Source organism: Acidovorax sacchari, assembly GCF_042847045.1.
Lineage (GTDB): Bacteria > Pseudomonadota > Gammaproteobacteria > Burkholderiales > Burkholderiaceae_C > Paracidovorax > Paracidovorax sacchari.
On record NZ_AP035783.1, the window covers coordinates 1,576,139 to 1,597,923 of the forward strand.

A 21,785-nucleotide genomic window follows, 5' to 3' on the forward strand; every position below is an offset into this window, starting at 1 on the left:
AGGACTTGTTTGTTCTTTTCCACCGGGCCGACTGGGATGTGTTCCGCGCCACGGGCGTGGCGCATCTGGTGAGCATTTCCGGGCTGCACATCACCCTGTTCGCCTGGGTGGCCGCGGCAGTGGTGGGCTGGCTGTGGCGGCGCTCGGCGCTGCTGTGCCTGGCGGTGCCGGCGCCCTGGGCGGCGCTGGCGGGCGGGGTGCTGCTGGCAGCGGCGTATGCGCTGTTCAGCGGCTGGGCGGTACCGGCGCAGCGCACCGTGTGCATGCTGGCGGTGGTCGGCGCGCTGCGGCTCTCGGGGCGGCGCTGGCCCTGGCCGCAGGTCTGGCTGCTGGCCTGCGCGGCGGTGGTGGCGGCCGATCCGTGGGCGCTGCTGCAGGCGGGCTTCTGGCTCAGCTTCGTGGCGGTGGGCGTGCTGTTCGCGTCCGACGCCGCCACGCCGCCCGAGGTGGTGCCGGCCGCGCGCGCGGCCGGACGCCTGCGCGCACGCGTGCTGGTCCTGTTGCGCGAGCAGTGGGTGGTGACGCTGGCGCTGACGCCGCTCACGGTGGCGCTGTTCGGGCAGATATCGGTGGTGGGCTTCGTGGCGAACCTGGTGGCGATCCCGTGGATGACGCTGATCGTCACGCCGCTGGCGCTGCTGGGCGTGCTGTGGGCGCCGCTGTGGTCGGCGGCGGCGGCCTGCCTGCGGCCGTTCGCGGAAGGGTTGCAGTGGCTGGCGGCCTGGCCCTGGGCCACGGTTTCGCTGCCGGCGGCGCCGCTGTGGGCGGGTGTGGCCGGCATGGCGGGCGGCGTGCTGCTGGTGATGCGCCTGCCCTGGGCGTTGCGCCTGATGGGCCTGCCGCTGCTGCTGCCCGTGCTGTGGTGGCACCCGGCGCGGCCCGGGGCGGGCCAGTTCGAGCTGCTGGCACCCGATGTGGGCCAGGGCAGCGCGGTGCTGGTGCGCACGGCGGGCCATGCGCTGCTCTACGACGCGGGGCCGCGCTACGGCCCGCAGAGCGATGCCGGCGACCGCGTGCTGGTGCCGCTGCTGCGCGCGGGCGGCGAGCGGCTGGACCGGGTGATGCTCAGCCACCGCGATACCGACCACACGGGCGGTGCCGCGGCGGTGCTGGCCGCGCATCCGGGCGCGGACCTGTGGGGATCGCTGGAGCCCGGCCATCCGCTGGAGGCGCAGGGCGCACGCGCCATCACCCGCTGCGAGGCGGGCCGGCAATGGACATGGGACGGGGTGCGCTTCGAGGTGCTGCATCCGCCGGGGGGCGCACTGGACGGCGACAGGGCGGGGACGGGCGTATCGGGCCCGTCGGCCGGCCGCGAGGACCGGACCAATGCGGTGAGCTGCGTGCTGCGCATCTCGGCACCCGGCGCGTCGGCGCTGCTGGCCGGCGACATCGGCCGGGTGGAAGAGGCCGCCCTGGCCGCGCGGGGCGCACTGGTGCCGGCCGACGTGCTGCTGGTGCCCCACCACGGCAGCCGCACATCCTCCAGCCCGGCGCTGCTGGACGCCGTGCGGCCGCGCACCGCCGTGGTGCAGGCAGGCCACCGCAACCGCTACGGGCACCCGGCGCCGGACGTGGTGGGGCGCTATGCGGAGCGAGGGGTACAGCTGGTGGATTCGCCCTCCTGCGGCGCCTGGTTCTGGCACTCCGCGCGGCCGCTGCGCTGGCGTTGCGAGCGCGATGCCGCGCGGCGCTACTGGCACCATGCGCCGCCTTCCGCGGCCTCCGCGGCCTCCGCGGCAGCCGCCGTGGGGGCCGCGGACCCCTTCTGACCGCGGAATCCGGCCGCGCCCCGCCCCCCGCGGGTGCTTCCAGCGGACGAGCAGGCTTGCAACTTGCTATGCTGGCTGCAGGAGGCACCACTGATGCAGAAGTTCGACGAGATGTACGAGATGCTGCCCTTCGATGGCAGCGATGTGCGCCCCCACTACCAGCGCTACGGCCAGTGGCTGTCGCGCCAGCCGGCCGAGGCGATGCAGGCGCGCCGCGCCGAGGCCGAGATGATCTTCCGCCGCGTGGGCATCACCTTCGCGGTCTATGGCGCCAAGGACGAGGACGGGGCCGGCACCGAGCGGCTCATCCCCTTCGACCTGATCCCCCGCATCATTCCCGCCCACGAGTGGGCGCGCATGCAGCAGGGGCTCGTGCAGCGGGTGACGGCGCTCAACCGCTTCATCCACGACATCTACCATGGCCAGGACATTCTGCGCGCGGGCATCGTGCCGTCCGACCTGATCGTGGGCAATGCGCAGTTCCGCCCCGAGATGGCGGGCGTGGACGTGCCGCGCGACGTGTACGCCCACATCGCCGGCATCGACATCGTGCGCGCGCCGGACGGGCAGGGCAACGGCATCTACTACGTGCTGGAGGACAACCTGCGCGTGCCCTCGGGCGTGTCGTACATGCTGGAGAACCGCAAGATGATGATGCGGCTCTTCCCCGAGCTGTTCCGCAACCACCGCGTGGCGCCCGTCGCCCACTACCCCGACCTGCTGCTCGACACGCTGCGCGCCAGCGCGCCGGCCGGCGCGGCCGAGCCCTCGGTGGTGGTGCTCACCCCGGGCATGTACAACAGCGCGTACTTCGAGCATGCATTCCTCGCGCAGCAGATGGGCGTGGAACTGGTCGAGGGGCAGGACCTGGTCGTCAAGGACAACTTCGTCTACATGCGCACCACCCGCGGACTGCAGCGCGTGGATGTGATCTACCGCCGCGTGGACGACGACTTCCTTGATCCGCAGGTGTTCCGCCCGACCTCCACTTTGGGTTGCGCCGGCCTCATGGCCGCGTACCGCGCGGGCAACGTGGCGATCTGCAATGCCGTGGGCACGGGCATCGCGGACGACAAGTCCGTCTATCCGTACGTGCCGGAGATGATCCGTTTCTACCTGGGCGAAGAGCCCATCCTGGCGAACGTGCCCACGTGGATGTGCCGCAAGCGGGACGACCTGCAGTACGTGCTGGACCACCTGCACGAGCTGGTGGTGAAGGAGGTGCACGGCGCGGGCGGCTACGGCATGCTGATCGGCCCCGCCGCGACGAAGGCGGAAATCGAGGAGTTCCGCGGCGCGCTGCTGGCGAACCCGGCGGGCTACATCGCGCAGCCCACGCTGTCGCTCTCCAGCTGTCCCACCTACGTGGAGTCGGGCATCGCACCGCGCCACATCGACCTGCGGCCCTTCGTGCTCTCGGGCCAGAAGGTGCAGATGGTGGCCGGCGGCCTCACGCGCGTGGCGCTGAAGGAGGGCTCGCTGGTCGTCAATTCGTCGCAGGGCGGCGGCACGAAGGACACCTGGGTGCTGGGCGACGGCGATGCCAATGGCGCGCCCGCCACGGGCCTGTCGCAGTCCATGGGCGGCATGACGCAGGCCCTGGGCGCCCCGGGCACCATGGCCATGTCGCAGTCGATGGGAGGGAACTGAGATGCTGAGCCGTACTGCCGATCATCTGTTCTGGATGTCCCGCTACACCGAGCGGGCCGAGAACACCGCACGCATGCTGAACGTCAGCTACGAGACCTCGCTGCTGCCGCAATCGGCCGACGTGGCGCAGGAGAGCTGGCTGGGCCTGCTGTCGATCAGCGAGCTGATACCGGCCTATACCGCGCGCCATGGCGAGGTCACGCGCGAGGGCGTGCTGGAGTTCATGGTGCGCGATGGGAACAACCCCTCGTCCATTCTCTCGTGCCTGCGCGCGGCCCGCGAGAATGCGCGTGCCGTGCGCGGCGCGCTGACCACCGAGATCTGGGAGACGCAGAACCAGACCTGGCTGGAACTGCACCGGCAGCTGCAGGGCAGGGATTTCGAGCGCGACCCGGGGGCGTTCTTCGAATGGGTGAAGTACCGCTCGCACCTCTCGCGGGGCGTGACGCTGGGCACCATGCTGCAGGACGAGGCCTTCCACTTCCTGCGCCTGGGCACCTTCCTGGAGCGGTCGGACAACACGGCACGGCTGCTGGACGTGAAGTTCCATGCCGTGCAGAGCGACTTCCACGGCTCGGCGATGCGCGAGCGCGGCCGGGCGTCGCCGCAGGAGTTCGACTTCTACCACTGGAGCGCGATCCTGCGCAGCGTGTCTGCGTTCGAGGTGTACCGCAAGGTGTACCGCGACGTGATCACGCCCGAGCGCGTGGCCGACCTGCTCATGCTGCGGGCCGACATGCCCCGTTCGCTGCACGCCAGCCTGCGCGAGGTGGTGGACAACCTCGCCGTGGTCGCCAACGACCAGTCGGCGGAAACGCAGCGCAAGGCCGGGCGCCTGCTGGCCGACCTGCGCTACGGCCGCATCGACGAGATCCTGGCCACCGGGCTGCATGCCTACCTCACGCAGTTCCTGGACCGCGTGAACGACCTGGGCGCGGGCATCAGCCGGGATTTCCTGGTGCCGGTGCCCGCCTGAAACGGCCCGCCGGCCCGGCCTGCGCGCGGCGTCCCCCCGTGGGTGGGGCGGCGCTGCTGGCGGGAGCCGGGTCAGCGGGACTGCGGCGTGTCCCCCGAGGCGAGCACGCGCTGCTGCGCGCATTCGGGAACGCTGCGGTCGATGGGCCGGCCCTCGACGCCGTAGCCCTGCAGCGCCATGGACTCCAGTTCGCCGGAGGCCCGGGCGCAGGCCAGTTCCGCGACCACTTCGGCACGCGTGCGGCCCTGCTGCCCGGCCGAACCATCCGTGCCGGCCTGGCTTGCGGCTCTTGTGCCCGACGGCGCGGGGGCCGAGGGTTGCGCGATGGCGAACGTGGCGGCCAGCAGTGCGCCTGTGCAGAAGGTGGCGGTGCGCAGCAGCGTGCGCGCGGGAAGATGAAGGGGGTTGGCCATGGTTCGGGCTCCTGCGGAGAATGCGACATGCTCTCCATGCCTTCACTGTGCGCGGCCGCCTTCGCCCGGGCGAGGAGAAAGCGACGGAACGCCGCAGCCGCGGCGTGAACGGCCCGGATGGCGGAGCCGGAGGTGATGGCGCTGCATCCATTCGCATATTCATAAATTTTGTTTACCGGGAATATGAATGGCTTTCGGCGGTCCCGGCACTGTGGCCTGCTAGATTCCAGGGCTGCTCAAATCTGGAAATGGTCTGCCAATGAACGAGAGGCTGGAAAGCGATGGTCGCCATGGCGTGCCTTCGGATCTGGGATATATCGTCGATGAATATCTCCGGGAATATCCTTCGGAATCCGGCGCGCTGATTCCGCTGACGGAGCAATTGGGCAGGGGCGGGGACATCACCCTGCGCAGCGCATCGCCCGGCCACGTGACGGCCAGCGGCATCGTCCTCTCGCGCGACGCCGTGCTGCTCGTGTTCCACCCCTACCTGAAGCGTTGGCTGCAGCCCGGCGGCCATGTCGAATCCTCCGAGGCGCCCCTCGACGCCGCCATCCGGGAAGTCCAGGAAGAAACGGGCATCTCCACCTTGGCCCATCCATGGCATCTCAGGGCGGGCATTCCCCTGGATATCGACATCCATGCCATTCCCGAAAATCCTGCGAAGGGAGAGCCGGCGCACATGCATTTCGACTTCCGGTACCTGCTGGTGAGGGATGAATCGAAACCCATCCTCCGCAGTGCGGAAAATCACCAGTGCCAGTGGACGGAGATTTCCGCGGTGTCCGGCGAAGGCTTGTCCCGTATCGGGCAGAAGATTTTCCGCCACGGCCTGGCTGCCTGATCCGCCATGGATTCCAAGGCATTCTTCCAGGCGGTTCTGGACAGCAGCATTCCCGGGCGGGCGGGCAAGCTGGTCCTCGTGACCCATATCGTTCCCGGGAGCGAGAATTTCGTCCTCGGCATCCACGGACGCCTGCCCCTGGCAGCGGTCATTCCCAAGCCCAGTTCCCTGCATGCACCCACCTGCCGCATGATCGAGGAGCACGTACCGGTGATCCACTACACGCGTGACGGGATCCAGCAGAACGCGCTCGGCTTCATCGCCCACCTGCGCAGCCTGATCGGGGAGGCGCCTTTCGCGGCCATCGACACCGGAGGCTATTTCTCGGGCATCCTGGCCGCCCTGAAAAAGGCGTTTCCTTCGCAACTGGTGGGCATCATCGAGGACACCGAGAACGGACACCAGAAGTACGACGCCGCACTGCGCAGCATCCGGGCGGGCGGGGGGGCCATGTTTCCCTGTCCCGTCATGTCCGTCGCCAGGAGCAAGCTCAAGGAGCCGGAGGATTTCCTCGTCGGCCAGGCCATCACGTTTTCCGCCGAGGCCCTGCTGCGGGAACTGGGGAACATCCTGACCGGCCGCAGGGCGCTGGTGCTGGGCTACGGGAAGATCGGATCGAGCATTGCCCGGCACCTGCATGCCAAGGGCGTCCGCGTCGATGTGTACGACACCAACCCGATACGCCAGGTGCTGGCGCTGGCGCACGGATACCACACCGGGCCGAAGCACGAATTGCTGAAATCGTCGGAACTCATTTTCGGCGCGACCGGCAACCGGTCCATCGTGACGTCCGACCTGGGCGCCATCCGGCGCAATGCCTACATCTTCACCGCCACCTCGGCCGACGACGAGATCGAGAACCACCAGGACATGATCGCCAGCGCGAGCCCTGGCGGGCACCGGCACGTGCTGCAGGTGAACGCGCAGGGCAACCAGTTCTTCCTCTGCAACGAGGGCAAGTCGGCCAATTTCATGCACGGAGGCGTGGTCGGGCCCTTCATCGACCTCGTGCAGGCCGAGCTGCTCTTCGCGCTTTCCAGGATCGGCGACGCCCCGCGGGACCGGGTGGTGGAGCTGGGAGACGATGCGAAGAAATTCATTTCCGAGCTGTGGATCACGCGCTTCTCGCGCCAGGGCGCGGTGCATTGAACACCTTGTCCGCGCAGGAGGTCATGGCGGTGGCGTGGGCTTCCGCCCTGTGCCGGGCCAGCCTGAACCTGATAGACCGGCAGCAGATCGGCAGGAAGGGCCTGTCGATCGTCCGGGTCAATTTCCTCAACAACGCATTGCCCGCCCTCCTGCTGCTGTGCGCTGCAGGGGTGTACCTGCGTTCCTGGGAGACGCCGCTCGGCTGGCTGCTGGACTGGAAGGCGATCGTCTTCAGCGGGCTGGCCCAGCTCGTCGCGTATGCCTATTCCCATGCGTTCCGTGCACTGACCGTGAACCAGGTGACCGTGTCCGGCAAATTGTCCGACCTGTTCATTCCCCTGGGCATCCTGTGGCTCACCGGGGAATGGAGCGCCGCCACCTATGCCTTCGCCGTGGCGACCACCGCGGCCTGCGTGCCCCTGCTCTGGCAGCACGGCGCCGTCGAGAAGCGGCGCGGGTTCATCGCGAGCGCTGCGATCATCTGTGCGGCATTGACGCTGCAGGCGACCCTGTCGCCATGGCTGTTCTCGGCAGGGGAGGGCCCTTCTGCCCGGACTTCCGGAAACCTGCTCGCGTTCGCGGTGGCCGTGATGGCATGGCGTGCGCTGTGGTCTTCGCTGCCCCTGCTCTTCCTCCAGCGCGCACGGGCCCCGACGGGGCCAGGACAATCGATGGATGTGCTGTTCGGCGTGCGCGCCCTGCTCACGGTGGCCACCCAGGTGACTTTCATCTACGCCATCACCAGTGCCGCATCCGCCGTGGCCTGGCCCATCCTGAACACGACGGGGTTGATGGCCATGGCGCTTTCCTCCCTGCTGCTGCGGGAAAGGCCCGATCGCCTGGAATTCCTGGTCATTCTCGCCATCACGCTGCTGTCGGTGGCCCGGTACCTGACATTGCCATGATGCCTGCGGCGCGCCGTCCCGGGGCACGGCAGGGCGTTGGCCGCCACGCGGCCAGGGTTCAGCGGCCTTTCGCGGGCGGATGGCCACGCTTGCGGTCCCGCAGCATGAAGAGGTAGAGGCTTTCCACCTTCTCGCGCGCCCAGGGCGTCTTGCGCAGGAACTTCAGGCTGGACGACACGCTGGGTTCGCTCTGGAAGCAGCGCACGGGAACGCGCTCTGCCAGGCCCTTCCAGCCGTATTCCTGCTGCAGGGCGATCACGATGGCCTCCAGCGTGATGCCGTGCAGAGGGTTGCGGGGCTGGGCAGGCGGTGTCGCGGGCATGTTCATGCCGCCAAGCATAGTGATTTCGCGGCCGGCGGAAGAGCTTCCGCGGCCCGCATCCTAAAATCCGGGCAATCCGTTAGAAAGAATCTCGATCCCATGGCAGCAAGTCCGGCTTTCGTCGAAGAAACGCGGTTCGGCAACTGGTTCCTGAAGTCGGCCACGTGGCGGGTGCACGTCCTGCGCCGTGCGCTGGACGACCTGCAGCGCCTGATGCCCGCGCCGGCCCCGCGGGTGCGCAAGGTGATGGACGTGGGCTGTGGCTTCGGCCATTCCTTCGACGAGATCGCCGCGCGCTTCGCCCCGGACGTGATCGTCGGCATGGACGCGGACCCGGGCCTCGACGAACGTGCGCGGGAGGCAGCGTCGCAATGCGCGTGCGAGGTGCGCCTGCTGGCCGGCAACGCGGCGCGCATGGCGGCGGTGCCCGATGGCGAATTCGACCTGCTGCTGTGCCACCAGACGTTCCACCACATCGTGGAGCAGGAGGCCGCGATGGCGGAGTTCTTCCGCGTGCTCAAGCCCGGCGGCATGCTGCTGTTCGCGGAATCGACGCGGCGCTACATCCATTCGCTGCCGATCCGCCTGCTGTTCCGCCATCCGATGGACGTGCAGCGCACGGCCGGCGAATACATCGCCATGGTGCGTGCCGCAGGCTTCGACGTGCCGGACGCCCGCATTTCGATGCCTTATCTCTGGTGGAGCCGGCCCGACCTGGGCTTTCTGGAATGGATCGGCCGGCCCGTGCCGCGCGAGCGCGAGGAAACACTGGTCAACCTCGTCGCGACCAGGCCGCGGACGGGCTGAGCGCTGCGGCAGGCACGCCGTTCCCGCGCATGGGCTGCCACCGCGGCGGAGGTGCAGGCCGCCGCGCGGCTCAGTCGCCGCGATAGCGGCGCAGGATGAGGCTCGCGTTGGTTCCGCCGAAGCCGAAGCTGTTGGACATGATGGTGTCCACCGTGCGGTCTGCGCGGTGCATGAGCAGCGGGAAGCCTTCCGTGTCCGGGTCGGGGGTGTCGATGTGCGCGTTGCCGGCCAGGAAGCCGCCCTGCATCATCAGGAGGCAGTAGATGGCCTCCTGCGCCGCGGCGGCGGCGATGGAGTGGCCCGTCAGGCCCTTGGTGGAGGAGAGCGGCGGAATATCCGCGCCGAACACGTCGCGCAGGGCGAGGAGCTCGCCGATGTCTCCCAGGCGCGTCGATGTGCCGTGCGTGTTCACGTAATCGATGGGGATGCGGCCCGCTTCGTCCCATGCGAGGCGCAGGGCGCGGGCGCAACCCGCCTTGTCCGGCGTGACCATGTCCAGGCCGTCCGAGCAGGCGCCGTAGCCCACCAGTTCGGCATGGATGCGTGCGCCCCGGCGGCGGGCGTGTTCCAGTTCTTCCAGCACCAGGATGCCGGCGCCGCCGGCGATGACGAAGCCGTCCCGGTCCTGGTCGTAGGGCCGTGACGCCGCCGCGTCGTTGCGCGCCGCTGCGAGCGCGCCCATGGCATCGAAGAGGGCGGTGCTCGTCCAGCGGACTTCCTCCGCCCCGCCCGCGATGACGCGGTCCTGCTTGCCCCACTGGATCAGCTCGGCCGCATGGCCGATGCAGTGGGCCGAGCTGGCGCAGGCCGAGGTCAGCGTGTAGCTGGTGCCCTGGATGCCGAACGCGGTGGAGAGGTTGGCCGAGGCGGTGCTGCCCATGACGCGCGGCGTGGCGTAGGGCGGTATCTTGGAGGCGCCCCTGGTGCGCAGCGCGTCCATGGCCGCGGCGTGCTCCGCCAGCGAGCCGACGCCGGAGCCCACGATCAGGCCCGTGCGGGGGTGCTCCACATCTTCCGCGCCGAGCGCGGCATCGTCGATGGCCTGGCGGGCGGCGTGGTAGGCATAGCGGGCGGCGTCGCCCATGAAGCGGCCCAGCTTGCGGTCGATCGGAGGCGCGCCAGAAAGATCGGGGATGCCCGCCACCTGGCTCCTGAAGCCCAGTTCGGCGTATTCCGGTACGTGCCGCACGCCGGAGCGCCCGCCGTGCAGCGCCCGGGCGACGGTGGGCAGGTCGTTGCCCAGGCAGGAGACGATGCCCATGCCGGTCACGGCGACGCGGCGCAGGGCGCGCGGGGGCGCTGCGGTGTGCGGGGTCTGCACGTCAGAGCGGAGCGGTTCTGAGCAGTTCCTGGTCGATGGCCGTGCGCAGGTCCTGGGTCCAGCGGTTGTAGTTGGGATGGATCACGGCTTCGCCATTCAGCTGGCTGTATTTCATGTTGGCGCTGTCCCGGTAGAGCAGCGAATAGGACTTGCTGTCGTAGGGAATGTCCACCATCACGGTGTGCTTGCCGCGCACGTTCAGCGTCGCGACGAGCTTGCCGGCCTCCGGTGCGGCGACGGTCCAGCCCTTGGCCTGGGCGGCCATGGTGATGGCCTGCCGGACCTGCGCGTCGGTGCGCTCCTGGGAGGCAGACGCCGGAATGGCGATATGGAGCAGGTTGATGACCGGCACGGGCGTGCGGGCCTCTGCGGGAAGGGAGGCCAGCGCCGCCACGGCGATGGAGGCTGCGATCGCGAAGTGTTTCATGGGAAGTGCAGGAGTGGAGGAAGTGTGGGGAGAAAGGAGGATCAGGCGGGGCGCTTCAGGACGATCGAGGTGTTGATCCCCCCGAAGGCGAAGTTGTTGCTCATGACGTGCCGCGCATCAATGGCTGCGCCCTCGGGTGCGATGTGCCCGAGCGCCGCGCAGGCGGGGTCGGGATGCTGCAGGTTGAGGGTGGGTGCGAACCAGCCCCGGCGCATCATCTCGATGGCCCACCAGACCTCGATGGCGCCGCAGGCGCCCAGGGTGTGGCCCAGGTAGCTCTTCATCGAGCTGATCGGCACGCGCGGGCCGATCACGTCGGCCGTGGCCTGGCTCTCGGCGATGTCGCCGCGCTCGGTGGCAGTGCCGTGCGCGCTCACGTAGTCGATGTCCGATGCCGCGAGCCCTGCGTCCTCCAGGGCCTGGCGCATGGCGACGGCCATGGTGCCGGCCTCGGGCTGGGTGACGTGGACTCCGTCCGAATTGCAGCCGAAGCCGATGACTTCCGCATGGATGGTCGCGCCGCGCGCCTTCGCATGCTCGTACTCTTCCAGCACGAGGGTGGCGGCCCCCTCGCCCACCACGAGGCCGTCGCGGTCGCGGTCGAACGGCCGCGGCGTCTCCGATGGCGCAGCGTTGCGCGTGCTGGTGGCGAACAGCGTGTCGAACACCGCGATGCCGGGCGCCGAGAGTTCTTCGGCGCCGCCGCAGAGCATCAGGGCCTGGCGGCCGTAGCGGATGGCCTCGTACGCATAGCCGATGCCCTGGCTGCCGGACGTGCAGGCGCTGGACGTGGGAACCACGCGCCCCTTGAGGCCGAAGAACAGCCCGATGTTCACCGCCGTGGTGTGCGACATCATCTGGATGTAGCTGGTCGAGGTGACGCCCAGCATCGATCCGGTTTCCAGCATGCGCCCGAATACCCGGATCGGCTCGGTACTGCCCGACGACGATCCGTAGGCGATGCCCATGCGGCCGTCGGTCACGGCGGGATCGGCGAGCAGGCCCGCGTCTTCCAGCGCCATCTCGCTGGCGCGCACCGCCATCTGCGATACGCGGCCCATCGAGCGCAGCAGCTTGCGTGGGTAGTGCGTGGGAGCCTGGAAGTGCGTGACAGGCGCGGCGAGGCGGGTGTGCAGTTCGGTGAAGGTGTCGAGCTCCGGCATGCTGCGCACGCCGCTGCGGCGGGCGCGCAGCGCCGCCTCGATGTCCGTCCAGCGCTCGCCCAGCGCGGTGATGCCGGCCATGCCGGTGACGACGACCCGCTTCACTAGACGATGCCCCCGTTGACGCCGATCACCTGGCGGGTGATGTAGCCGGCCGCGTCGGACATCAGGAACGACACCGCCGCCGCCACTTCCTCGGGCCGGCCGACGCGGTTCATGGGCACGACGCGCAGCGCTTCCTCGAGCGGCAGGTCGCCGGTCATGTCGGTCTCGATGAGGCCGGGGGCCACGCAGTTGACGGTGATGCGGCGGCTGGCCAATTCCACGGCCAGCGCCTTCGTGGCGCCGATGAGTCCGGCCTTGGCAGCGCTGTAGTTCACCTGGCCGCGGTTGCCCATCAGGCCCGACACCGAGGCGATGGTGACGATGCGGCCCCCCTTGCGGGTGCGCACCATGGGCATGCACAGGGGGTGCACGACGTTGAAGAAACCGTCCAGGCTGGTGTCCAGCACGCTGTCCCAGTCGTCTTCCGACATCGCGGGGAATGCGTTGTCGCGCGAGATGCCCGCGTTGCAGACGATGCCGTAGTAGGCCCCGTGCGCTTGCAGGTCCTGCTCCAGGGCGGTGCGGGCGCCAGCGCGGTCGCGGACATCGAAGGCCAGCACCTGCGCCGTGCCGCCCTGCGCCGCGATCTCGTCGATGGTGCGCTGCGCCTGATCCAGGCCGCTGCGGCAGTGCACGGTGACGGCGAAGCCATCGCGCGCGAGCTGCAGGGCGATCGCCTTGCCGATGCCGCGGCTGCCGCCGGTCACGAGGACGCGGCGCGCGCTCACGGCCGGCCTCCTGTGGCGCCGTGCGGAGTCTTCGTGGAGCGTGTCCTGTTGTTTTTCATGCGGGATTTTCCTGGACAAAGGCGTGGAAGTCCTCCGGCTCGAAGACCTTGAGCGTGGCCTCGGCCAGGAGGGTGGGGTTGCCGGGTTGGGAGATCGTGCATTCGTAGGAGCCCAGGCCCGAAGGATCCCGGAACGCCATCGCCGCATGCACCACCAGCGGCACGCCCGCGGGAAAGCTCGCCACCGCGCTGCGGTAGCTGCGGGTGCCGAGCAGCACGCCAGCTTTCTGCGGCAGCCCCTGGTAGTGGTGGGCCAGCCCGACGTGCACGCCCACGGCCTGCGCCATCAGCTCCAGCCCGATCCATGCGGGCATGCTCCCCTGCGCGTCCGCGTACCAGGCGCCCGTCTCGGGCGTGGCCTGCACCGTGGCCGCATCCTCGGTGAAGCCGGTCACGCGATCGAGCAGCAGCATGGTGCCGCGGTGGGGCAGCAGCTCCGCGACGTCCGGAAACGGGAGGGTGGGCGCGTTCATCGGGCGATTATCTTTCCGGGCAGAGGCCCAGCAGCAGGCTCGCGTTGCTGCCGCCGAAGGCGAACGAATTGCTCATGGCGATGCGCCGCGCGCCCGGCGCGAAATGCTCGCCGGGGCCGGCCAGACGCAGGGGCGCGAGCTCCGGGTCCGGCTGCGCGTCCCAGATGTGGGGAGGGATGAATCCGCGCGTGACGGCCAGCCAGCAGAAGGCCAGTTCGGTCGCGCCGGCCGCGCCGAGCGTATGGCCCGTGAGCGGCTTGGTGCCGCTGGCGCAGACCCCGTCCGCGAAGACGCGCGCCACCGCGAGGCTTTCCATCTGGTCGTTCTTGGGCGTGGCGGTGGCGTGCAGGTTCAGGTAGCCGACGGCGGCGGGCGGCAGTTGCGCGTCCGCGAGCGCGGCCCGCATCGCCAGTTCGGCGCCCAGGCCCTCCGGATGGGGCGCGGAGATGTGGTGGGCGTCGCTGGACTCCCCGATGCCCAGGAGTTCGACGGGGGCCGGCTCTCGGGTCATGAGGAACAGCGCGGCGCCTTCCCCGATGTTGATGCCGCAGCGGTGCCGGCTCATGGGGTTGCAGACGTCGGACGAGGTGGATTCGAGCGAGGTGAAACCGTTGACCGTCAGGCGGCAGAGCGAGTCCACGCCACCCACGAGCACCGCGTCGCACAGCTTGTGGCGCAGCAGCCGGCGCGCGCTGGCGAAGGCCTTGGCGCTCGATGTGCAGGCCGTCGAGATGGTGTAGGCCGGACCGGACAGGCCCAGGCAGCGCGCGAGGAAGGGCCCGGGCATGCCGATTTCCTGCTGCGTGTAGGCGTAACCGCGGGGCAGGCCGGCATGGGCGCGGTGGTGGGCCAGGGCCGCCTCGCCTTCGGCCACGCCCGAGGTGCTGGTGCCCAGCACCACGCCGATGCGCGGGCTGCCATGGCGGGCCACGGCCTCGTTCACCGCCGGGGCGATCTGCGCGAGCGCCTGCAGCAGCAGCCGGTTGTTGCGGCAGTCCCAGGCCGCGAGCGACTCCGGGACGGCGGGCAGGTCCTCTGCGCGTGCGCGGCCCACGCGGGCAGGGCGATTGGGAATCCAGCCATCCTCCAGCACCATGCCGGTGGTGTCGCCGCGGAACAGTCCGTCCGCCACGGCGTCCACGGAGTGCCCGAGGGCATTGACCAGGCCCAAGGCCGGGAGGTAGATGCGGGAGGTCATGGCGAAGGCTCCGCGGCATCCGGAGCCGGCAGGGTGTCCAGGGCGAGCGCGAGGCCCGGGCCGGGCAGGTCGATGTCCGCACGGTCGTAGGGCGGGGCGCTTCCCTCGCGGCGCACCGCTACCGCCGTGGCGCCGTCCCGGTCCTGCACGCGGACGTGATGGGGATCGGCCGCATCCAGCGACAGGCCGGCAGACAGCCCGGCCCGCACGCTGTCCGCGGGCCATTGGGCGATCTGCACGAGCGCCAGCAGCAGCCGTGCGTCCAGGCGCCGGTCGGGCAGCGCGTGGACCCGCACGGCGCGGTTGTCGTATTCCACGTCCACCACCTTGTGCCCGAACGGCGTCAGTCCGACGAAGCGGATGCCCTGCGCATCCACTTCCATCTGCACGATCATGGTTTCGGCATGGCCGCGGAATCGCACCGTCGCCTTCTGCTGGACGTCGAAGGGCACCACATCGGCCGTGGGCTGCAGGCAGTACTGCCCGCCGCCGGGCAGCGGTGCGCAGCGGCCGTCGTCCGGGCCGCAGCCGGCCAGGGCCGCAGCCACGGCCGCCAGGCCAGCCAGCCGGGCCGGATTCACGGCGATCCATGCCCTGCGCGGCGTCATCGCGGCCTCCGCGCATCCAGGCTCAGCACCACCGGCGACAGCAGCACGGACATGCCGATGCCCACGAGCAGCGTGGCGCCGAACCCCGACAGGGCGGGCATCGAGCTGAAGGCCAGCAGGCCGAACGAGAGCAGCGTGGTACCCGCGGACAGCAGCACGCCCGAGAGGGTGGCCGCTTCGTTGCCTCCGCCTTCCAGCAGGAAGATCGGGTAGTTGACGCCCACGCCGAGCACCAGCATCAGCCCCATGAGGTGGAACAGCGTGAGCGGCACGTGCGCGTAGCCGAAGCAGGCCAGGGCCAGTCCCATGGCGAGCACGGTCGGGGCGAGCACCCCGGTGGCCTTGCGGGCGCCGTAGCGCAGGCACAGCACGCCGTACACGAGCGCCAGGGCGCACACGAGCCATTGCACGCTGCCCAGCCGGTACTGGCGGAACAGCGCCGAGATGCTGCCGGCCTTGTCCACGAACGCCACGCCCGGAAGCACGTCCACCGCCCGGCGAACGTCGTCAGGCCGCTGCAGCCCCTGCGGAAGCACGATGCTGGCATAACCGTGCGCGGTCGTACCCAGCCACAGGTGGCGGAACGGGGCGGAGACGGGTGCCTGCAGCCAGTCCTGCAGCGAGAGCGTCCGGCCCTCGGCCGCCAGGAACTGCGGCTTCTGCCGGGCGGCGATGTCGTCGCGCACGCCCGCGTCGTCCAGCAGGGTGCTGAGCGCGGATTCGTCGGCATAGACGTGCGCGGCCAGCAGCGCATGATTGTCTTTCTGGCGCTGCGCGGAGGGCACGAACGACGAGAGCGCCTGCCACCCGCCCAGGGCGCCGTCTGCCACCAGCGGTGCCAGCCGCGTGGCAAGCGCTTCTTCGCGGGCCAGGACTTCGTCCGGACTCGATCCTTCGACGAGTATGAACTGGCCGGTCTGGCCCAGGCCCGCCAGCTCCCGGAGTTGCCGTTCCTGCGCGAGCAGGGCGGCCGGCCGGTCGATGAGCAGGCGGATGTCGTCGTCGCCGCGCAATTGCCACCACCCCGGAACGGCGGCGATCAGCAGCCCGCCCATGAGCAGCAGGCAGCGCCGCAGGTCCATGTGGGCCTGCCACCAGGCCAGCAGGCGCCGGGGCAGCTGGAAGGCCGCGGCCGGGTCCCGGGTGCTGGGGCGCCGCAGCAGCGCCGGCAGCAGCAGGAACACGCTCAGCCACGCCGCGGACAGTCCCGCCAGGGCGAACAGCGCGATCTGCGACAGCGCGGGGAACGGCGCGAACCACAGGGCGCCGTAGCCCAGCAGGCTGGTGGCGAGCGCCATGGCGAGGCCCGGCGTGATGCGGCGCAGTGCGCCCAGCGGCTCCCACGCCGGGCCAGCCCCGAGGTGGGCCGCGAAATACTGCACCGAATAGTCGATGGCCTCGCCGATCAGGCTGGCGCCGAAGACCAGGGTGATGAGGTGGATCTCTCCGTACACCTGGATGGTGGCCACCAGCCCGGCGCAGATGCCGAACGCCACTGACAGCAGGCCCAGGGCCAGGGGGCGCGGCGAGCGGAACACGAGGTAGAGCAGCACGAGCATGCCCACCAGCGACCCCGCGCCGATGAGGTGGAATTCGGTTTCGGCGCTGGAGCGTGCGGCCTGGGCATAGAAGACGGTGCCGGCGCGCAGCAGCCGCACTTCAGGGAATGCGCGGGCGAGTGCCTGTTCGGCGCCGGTGGTGGCGCGCAGCACCGGCCGCTGGATGCGGTCGTCGTACGCCGATCCCTTCAGTTCGGCCGTGACCAGCACCCAGGCGGCGCCGTGGTCGCGCACCACCAGCAGGCCGTCGGCGGGCTGGAGCCGGAGGTCGGCCAGCGGCAGCGCGGACAGCCACGCATCGGCGAAGCCGAAGGGGTCGTCCGCCAGCGGCAGCGACAGCCCCAGGCGCAGGGGGGCGTTCAGCTTGGCCTGCAGGCGTGCGGCGAGCGCCGGGCGGCCTGCCCGGAGCGCCTCGCGGTCCGCCGCGGAAAGCAGGCCGTGGCGGTGCTCCCGGTAGATGGCCGTGAGCCGCCCCAGGTCGGTGGGCGGGATGTCGGAAGTAACCTGGCGGAAGGCGCCCGAATCCTGGAGCGCCCGGGCGAATCCGCGTGCGGCGCGGGCCGCGGTCTCCAGCGGCACGCCGCCCACCAGGAACACCGCACGGTTGCCCACGGTATCCGCCAGCCGGTTCACCGCGTCTTCCGCCACGGGGTTGCGCTCGGTCGCGGGCAGCAGCGTCAGCAGGTTGGTCTGCAGGCGCGCGGAGTGCGTGAACTGCAGCACGCACGCGGCACCCAGCAGGACCGCGATGGCCAGCCAGATCCACGCGCGCAGGCGAACCGCGTTCATGGGGTGCGGGGCACGCCGTTGAAGCGCTGCAGCTCGGCGTCCGAGAGCGCGGCCGCGCCCTGCGTGCCGCGGAACCGCAGGGACGTGCTGTCGCCGCCCGCTTCGTCCATGCGCAGCGTCTGCACGAACTGGTCACCGGTGATCTGGATGCGCTCCATGACCTGTGCCATCTGCGGCTGGCGCGGCTTCAGCTCCAGGGTCCACTGCGCGGTGGTTCCCCGCACGGCAATGTCGAAGTAGCCGGCCAGCGCCTGCGCGTCGGCGCTCAGCACCGCGCGGAAGACGCGGCCGATCTCTGCCAGGCCCTGTACCTGACGCTCGCGCCGCTGCCCGTCGGCGCCGATCTCCACCACCTTGTCGTCCTGCAGCACGTAGGTCATCGCGTAGGGCTTCTCGATCTGCCACAGCACGCCGCGTTCGCGCGAATAGACGATCTTGCCGGTCGTGACCACAGGGCGCTTGAGCGCCGCCATCTGCCGGGTCTGCGTGAAATCGGCACGGACCACCGGGTACTGCGCGACGTGCTCCGCGAGGCCGGACAGGGTGGCAGTGTCGGCGGTGGCCGCGTGGACGGGCAGGGCCAGCCACAGCGCGAGCGCCGCCAGGCGCAGGGCGGCGGTCAGCGTGCGCATGCGCGCTCCAGGTTGGCGAACACGATGGGCGGCGAGACGAACTGCAGCTCCCGGGTGGCTGCATCCACGGCCAGCTGCACCGTGTGGCCCTTGGTGAGGAGGGTGTCGCTGGCCGTGTCGCGGATCTCGTAGCGGATCTTGATGCGGTTCTCGTATTCGGCCAATGCCGCCTCGACCCGCACGCGCTGGCCATACAGCGCGGGGCGCACGTATTTCAGGTGGCATTCCACGACGGGCCAGAGATAGCCCGAAGCCTTCATCTGGGGGTAGTCGTAGTCGAAGCGGCGCAGCAGGGCGCAGCGGGCCAACTCGAAATACTTGACGTAGTGGCCGTGCCAGGCGACGTCCATGGTGTCCACGTCGTGGAACGGGATCTCCACGTCGATGCTGGCGGAAAGCAAAAGCGGATTCATTCGGTACGGGTGTGGATGGGCGCCTCGCCGGCGGGCTGCTGCGTTGGCAGGGCGGCGGGCGTCGCGGTGTGCCAGAAATCGAAGAAGTTGAACCATTGCAGCGGCGCGGCCAGGCAGTAGGACTCCAGCCGGCGCGCATAGGCGCGCACGTAGTCCTGCAGGCGCTGCTTACGTTCGCGGCGGGGCAGCTCGATGCGCTCCGCGAACGGTTCCAAGTGGATGGTATAGCCGTCGGGGCCGGGCAGGCAGAAGAACAGGTAGACGGGGCAGTCCAGCAGGCTCGCGAGGATGAACGGACCTTCCGGGAAGAGGGCGGGCTGTCCGAGGAAATCGGCCGTGCAGGTGCGGGAGGCCTGCCCGGGGGAGCCCGGCGGCGTGCGGTCGCCCACGATGACCAGCAACTCGCCGCGGTCGATCTTCTCCTGCAGCAGGATCGCCGTGTCGGGCCCCAGGCTGGAGACCTGCAGCAGGTTGAAATCGAAGCCGCCGTTCACGCGCGACAGCATCCGGTGGAACCGCTGGGCATGGTCCGTGTACATCACGGCGTTCACCGTGACCTGCTGCCCGGCGTGGGCCATGGCACGCGCCATCTCCAGGTTGCCCAGGTGCGCGCTGACGAGCAGTGCGCCGCGCCGGGAGGCGACCAGTTCGTCGAACAGCGCCTGCTGCGGGAAGTGCACGCGCGTGGCCGTGGCCTTGCCGCTCCATGCCGCCAGCTTCTCGACGCTGGAGCGTGCGAAGGCCATCATGTGCCGGAAGCTGTCGCGGGCACGGGGCGGCCGGGGCAGCCCGCCACAGGCATGCACTCGTGCGAGGTAAGTCTGCGATGCGCGGCGTGCGGGCCCGGCGGCCGCATGGAAGTACGCGATGATCGGATAGAGCATCCAGCCGACGGCGCGGGGGCCGAGCAGCCGGTAGGTGGCCGCCACGATCGCCAGGCCCAGCGAGCTCCCGCGCTCGGCGATCCGCGTCCAGTGTGGCTGCGATGCCTGCGCCGGGGCGGATGCGGGGGCGCCGCGCAGACGGCGCGCCACGATCCACGGAAACCGAGGGAGCATGCCCAGGCTGAGGCGGGTGTGCATCCACGAGATGCGCAGGTTGTCCCGCAGCATGTCGAAATGCGACAGGCCGCCCTCCGGGTAGGTGACCCGGGTGCGGATGTTGCGCACCGGCAGGCCGGCCCAGCAGAGGCGCACGATGATCTCGATGTCGAAAGCCATCCGCGCGGGAATGCGGTGCGTGTCGATGAGTGCGCAGGTGGGCGCCAGGGGATAGAGCCGGAAGCCGCACATCGAATCGCGGACGGCGAACGACAGGGTTTCCACCCACACCCAGAAATGCGTCACGTAGCGGCCGTAGAGCCGCTTCCTGGGCACCGAGGCGTCGTAGATGGGCTGGCCGCACACCACGGCGTCCGGATGGCGTTCGCCGCATGCGAGAAAGCGCGGAACGTCTCCGGTGTCGTGCTGGCCGTCCGCATCGATCTGCAGCGCGTGGCTCATGCCGTCGCGCAGCGCCCGGCGCATGCCGTCCATCACGGCAGCCCCCTTGCCCTGGTTGGCGGGCAGGCGCGACAGGCGCACCTGCGGGCACGCGGCGGCGACGGCGGCCAGCGCTTGCTGCGTCGGGGCGTCGCTGCCGTCGTCCACGATGTAGATGGGCAGGCCGTGCACCGCGAGCCGGGCGACCGTGGCGGCGATGGTGTCCCCGTGGTTGTAGATGGGGATGATGAGGCAGGGGCGGAATGCCATGGCATGCGTCATGGCGCGGGCCCGAAGGCGATGCGGCCCGAGGAGCACGGCCGGTCGCCGGCCGCATAGGCGAATGCGAGCCGCTGGCGGTCCCGGCTCCACGACAGGTTCAGTTCCAGCTCCTTTCCCGGCAGCACGAGCGACTGGAATTTCACCTGCTCGAGCGCTCGGAACGCCCCGCGCTGCGCGAAGCCGGGCAGGTGATCGTCCGCGAAGCGCACGGCCCAGTCCAGCTGCACGATGCCGGGCAGGATCGGGAAGCCCGGGAAATGGCCGGCGAAATGCGTGATGCCGCCGGACACGTGCATCGCGATCACGGCTGTGTCGTCATCGGGGCGCCGCACGGCGCTGACTTCAGGCAGCCATTGCTCGGGCATCGGAATCCTCGTCGGCGTGGAACAGCGCGGCGACCGCCGCCGCCGGCAGCTTGCCGCGCTCGTTCACCGGAAGCTGCGGCGGGAACCGCCAGTGGCGCGGCAGGACGACCGCGTCGAAATGGCCGGACAGGTGCAGCCGCAGCGTCCGGGAAAGCAGGCGGTGGCCTTCCCGCTCGAGTACGTCGCGCCCCTCGGGCGTGAGCACCGCCGCGGCACCGATGCGCAGCCGGCCGCGTTGCAGCAGCACGGCCGCGGCCTGGGCGATCCACGGGTGGGATGCCAGGCGCGCTTCGAGGTCCGGCAGGGACACGCGCTTTTCCTCGATCTTCACGGTGCGGTCCAGCCGGCCCAGCAGCCGGAAGCGGCCGTCGGGCGAAAGGGCCACCGCGTCGTCCATCTCGCAGACGACATCCGGATCGGGCAGGAATGGCGAGCGCAGCTGGAGCGCGCCCTGATCGCCGCGCGTGATGCGCATGCCGGGCATGGGGGTCCAGGCGTCGCCCTCCACCTGCTGCCGCCAGCCGATGCCGCCGGTCTCCGTGCTGCCGAACACTTCGGTGGGCGCTTCGCCGAACTGCTCCCGGAACACCAGGGCCGTGCCGGACGGCAGGGGGCCGCCGGAAGAAAAGACGTGGCGCAGCACGGGCCGCAGGCCACCGAGCGGCAGCAACTCGGGCAGCCGCGTGAGCTGTGCGGGGCTGCTGACCAGCACGGCCGCCGGCGCGAAGCACGCCAGCCGCTCGTGCAGCAGGCTCGGCGTATCGATGGTGGCCGCGTCGAACATCCGCCCGGTGGCGAGGGGCCAGAGCACGCGGAACAGCAACCCGTAGAAATGCGCATGCGGTGCGGTCGCGATGAAGCCCGCATCGCCGATGGTTTCGCCCCAGAGCGCCTCCAGCGTCGCCACCTCGGCCTGGAACTGCCCGAGTGTCTTGCGCACCGGCTTCGGCTCGCCGGTGCTTCCGGAGGTGTAGATGTGGATGGCGGGGCGGTGGGGATCGATCGGCGCGAGACCGGAGGCGTCGCCGGGGCCATCCGGCACATCGGCGAGCGTGGCGTCGTAGGCGCTCGCCAGGCGCGCCAGGGTGCCGGGCTGGGTGTTGGGCGGAATCACGGCCTGTCGGCCCGCATGCAGGATGGCCAGCAGGCCGGTGGCGAAGCCGCAGGCGTCGTCCGCGGCCAGCAGCCAGCGTTCGGCCCCATGCCGGCGGATGCCTTCGCTGCGCCGGGCGACGCCTTCCTGCAAGGCGCGCCAGGTGACGGTGAGCGCGCCGCGGCGGCACACGGGGGCATCGCCTGCGCGCGGCATGGAAGGCAGCGCATGGAGTGGCAGCACCTGCATGG

The 21,785-nt window shown here is 70.3% G+C and carries 21 protein-coding genes and 1 pseudogene; 7 read left to right on the forward strand and 15 right to left on the reverse strand.

Annotated elements, in window-relative coordinates:
* Positions 1 to 23: 23 nt before the first annotated feature.
* The 3 genes and pseudogenes from ACGHC0_RS07120 to ACGHC0_RS07130 form a co-directional block, all read left to right on the forward strand.
* Positions 24 to 1,772: pseudogene (locus ACGHC0_RS07120) on the forward strand (DNA internalization-related competence protein ComEC/Rec2); the annotation flags it as partial.
* Between the two features lie 93 nt (positions 1,773 to 1,865).
* A complete protein-coding gene (locus ACGHC0_RS07125) occupies positions 1,866 to 3,422 on the forward strand; it encodes a circularly permuted type 2 ATP-grasp protein (protein WP_415267791.1) in 1,557 nt (518 codons plus the stop codon).
* 1 nt (position 3,423) lies between these two features.
* Complete coding sequence (locus ACGHC0_RS07130) at positions 3,424 to 4,398, forward strand: alpha-E domain-containing protein (protein ID WP_368354572.1); 975 nt, start codon at positions 3,424 to 3,426, stop codon at positions 4,396 to 4,398.
* 71 nt (positions 4,399 to 4,469) lie between these two features.
* On the opposite strand, the gene ACGHC0_RS07135 is transcribed toward ACGHC0_RS07130, so the two are convergent.
* Entirely contained in the window at positions 4,470 to 4,811 is a 342-nt protein-coding gene (locus ACGHC0_RS07135; protein WP_107129015.1) for a DUF4148 domain-containing protein, read from the reverse strand.
* A gap of 259 nt (positions 4,812 to 5,070) precedes the next feature.
* On the opposite strand from ACGHC0_RS07135, the gene ACGHC0_RS07140 reads away from it, so the two are divergent.
* The 3 genes from ACGHC0_RS07140 to ACGHC0_RS07150 are packed head-to-tail and all read left to right on the forward strand — an operon-like array spanning position 5,071 to position 7,709.
* Positions 5,071 to 5,655 carry an NUDIX hydrolase gene (locus tag ACGHC0_RS07140; protein WP_107129016.1) on the forward strand — a complete coding sequence of 195 codons (585 nt, stop codon included), beginning with the start codon at positions 5,071 to 5,073 and terminating at the stop codon, positions 5,653 to 5,655.
* A gap of 6 nt (positions 5,656 to 5,661) precedes the next feature.
* A complete protein-coding gene (locus ACGHC0_RS07145) occupies positions 5,662 to 6,804 on the forward strand; it encodes an adenosylhomocysteinase (RefSeq protein WP_107129017.1) in 1,143 nt (380 codons plus the stop codon).
* Positions 6,801 to 7,709 (forward strand): EamA family transporter, encoded by a 909-nt coding sequence (locus ACGHC0_RS07150; protein WP_368354575.1) that lies wholly within the window; start codon positions 6,801 to 6,803, stop codon positions 7,707 to 7,709. Before ACGHC0_RS07145 ends, ACGHC0_RS07150 begins: the two co-directional genes overlap by 4 nt.
* 58 nt (positions 7,710 to 7,767) lie before the next feature.
* Here ACGHC0_RS07150 and ACGHC0_RS07155 read toward each other — a convergent pair whose 3' ends face one another.
* Positions 7,768 to 8,037: a VF530 family DNA-binding protein gene (locus ACGHC0_RS07155; RefSeq protein ID WP_368354576.1), complete on the reverse strand. Its 270-nt coding sequence runs from the start codon at positions 8,035 to 8,037 to the stop codon at positions 7,768 to 7,770.
* Positions 8,038 to 8,130: 93 nt separating this feature from the next.
* Between ACGHC0_RS07155 and ACGHC0_RS07160 the strand changes: the two genes are divergently transcribed.
* A complete protein-coding gene (locus ACGHC0_RS07160) occupies positions 8,131 to 8,838 on the forward strand; it encodes a methyltransferase domain-containing protein (protein WP_415267792.1) in 708 nt (235 codons plus the stop codon).
* 70 nt (positions 8,839 to 8,908) lie between these two features.
* On the opposite strand, the gene ACGHC0_RS07165 is transcribed toward ACGHC0_RS07160, so the two are convergent.
* Genes ACGHC0_RS07165 through ACGHC0_RS07225 form a run of 13 tightly spaced genes read right to left on the reverse strand, consistent with a single transcriptional unit; the run spans position 8,909 to position 21,783 of the window.
* Positions 8,909 to 10,159, reverse strand: a complete 1,251-nt coding sequence (locus tag ACGHC0_RS07165; protein WP_415267793.1) for a beta-ketoacyl synthase N-terminal-like domain-containing protein — start codon at positions 10,157 to 10,159, stop codon at positions 8,909 to 8,911.
* 1 nt (position 10,160) lies between these two features.
* Positions 10,161 to 10,586, reverse strand: a complete 426-nt coding sequence (locus ACGHC0_RS07170) for a hypothetical protein (protein ID WP_415267794.1) — start codon at positions 10,584 to 10,586, stop codon at positions 10,161 to 10,163.
* A 41-nt stretch (positions 10,587 to 10,627) separates the two neighbouring features.
* Positions 10,628 to 11,854 (reverse strand): beta-ketoacyl-ACP synthase, encoded by a 1,227-nt coding sequence (locus ACGHC0_RS07175; protein WP_415267795.1) that lies wholly within the window; start codon positions 11,852 to 11,854, stop codon positions 10,628 to 10,630.
* Positions 11,854 to 12,582, reverse strand: a complete 729-nt coding sequence (locus tag ACGHC0_RS07180) for a 3-ketoacyl-ACP reductase FabG2 (protein WP_107129022.1) — start codon at positions 12,580 to 12,582, stop codon at positions 11,854 to 11,856. Before ACGHC0_RS07180 ends, ACGHC0_RS07175 begins: the two co-directional genes overlap by 1 nt.
* Before the next feature lie 55 nt (positions 12,583 to 12,637).
* Complete coding sequence (locus ACGHC0_RS07185; protein WP_368354580.1) at positions 12,638 to 13,114, reverse strand: beta-hydroxyacyl-ACP dehydratase; 477 nt, start codon at positions 13,112 to 13,114, stop codon at positions 12,638 to 12,640.
* Between the two features lie 7 nt (positions 13,115 to 13,121).
* A complete protein-coding gene (locus tag ACGHC0_RS07190; protein ID WP_415267796.1) occupies positions 13,122 to 14,312 on the reverse strand; it encodes a beta-ketoacyl-[acyl-carrier-protein] synthase family protein in 1,191 nt (396 codons plus the stop codon).
* On the reverse strand, positions 14,309 to 14,920 hold the full coding sequence (locus ACGHC0_RS07195; RefSeq protein WP_415267797.1) for a DUF3261 domain-containing protein: 612 nt from the start codon (positions 14,918 to 14,920) through the stop codon (positions 14,309 to 14,311). Before ACGHC0_RS07195 ends, ACGHC0_RS07190 begins: the two co-directional genes overlap by 4 nt.
* Positions 14,917 to 17,268 (reverse strand): MMPL family transporter, encoded by a 2,352-nt coding sequence (locus ACGHC0_RS07200; protein WP_368354583.1) that lies wholly within the window; start codon positions 17,266 to 17,268, stop codon positions 14,917 to 14,919. The genes ACGHC0_RS07195 and ACGHC0_RS07200 overlap by 4 nt, the downstream gene beginning before the upstream one ends.
* A complete protein-coding gene (locus tag ACGHC0_RS07205; RefSeq protein ID WP_415267798.1) occupies positions 17,265 to 17,900 on the reverse strand; it encodes an outer membrane lipoprotein carrier protein LolA in 636 nt (211 codons plus the stop codon). Before ACGHC0_RS07205 ends, ACGHC0_RS07200 begins: the two co-directional genes overlap by 4 nt.
* Positions 17,888 to 18,313: an acyl-CoA thioesterase gene (locus ACGHC0_RS07210; protein ID WP_368354585.1), complete on the reverse strand. Its 426-nt coding sequence runs from the start codon at positions 18,311 to 18,313 to the stop codon at positions 17,888 to 17,890. The genes ACGHC0_RS07205 and ACGHC0_RS07210 overlap by 13 nt, the downstream gene beginning before the upstream one ends.
* Positions 18,310 to 20,064 (reverse strand): glycosyltransferase, encoded by a 1,755-nt coding sequence (locus tag ACGHC0_RS07215; protein ID WP_415267799.1) that lies wholly within the window; start codon positions 20,062 to 20,064, stop codon positions 18,310 to 18,312. Before ACGHC0_RS07215 ends, ACGHC0_RS07210 begins: the two co-directional genes overlap by 4 nt.
* An 8-nt stretch (positions 20,065 to 20,072) precedes the next feature.
* Entirely contained in the window at positions 20,073 to 20,441 is a 369-nt protein-coding gene (locus tag ACGHC0_RS07220; protein WP_368354587.1) for a 3-hydroxyacyl-ACP dehydratase FabZ family protein, read from the reverse strand.
* On the reverse strand, positions 20,419 to 21,783 hold the full coding sequence (locus ACGHC0_RS07225; RefSeq protein WP_368354588.1) for an AMP-binding protein: 1,365 nt from the start codon (positions 21,781 to 21,783) through the stop codon (positions 20,419 to 20,421). Before ACGHC0_RS07225 ends, ACGHC0_RS07220 begins: the two co-directional genes overlap by 23 nt.
* Positions 21,784 to 21,785 lie beyond the last annotated feature (2 nt).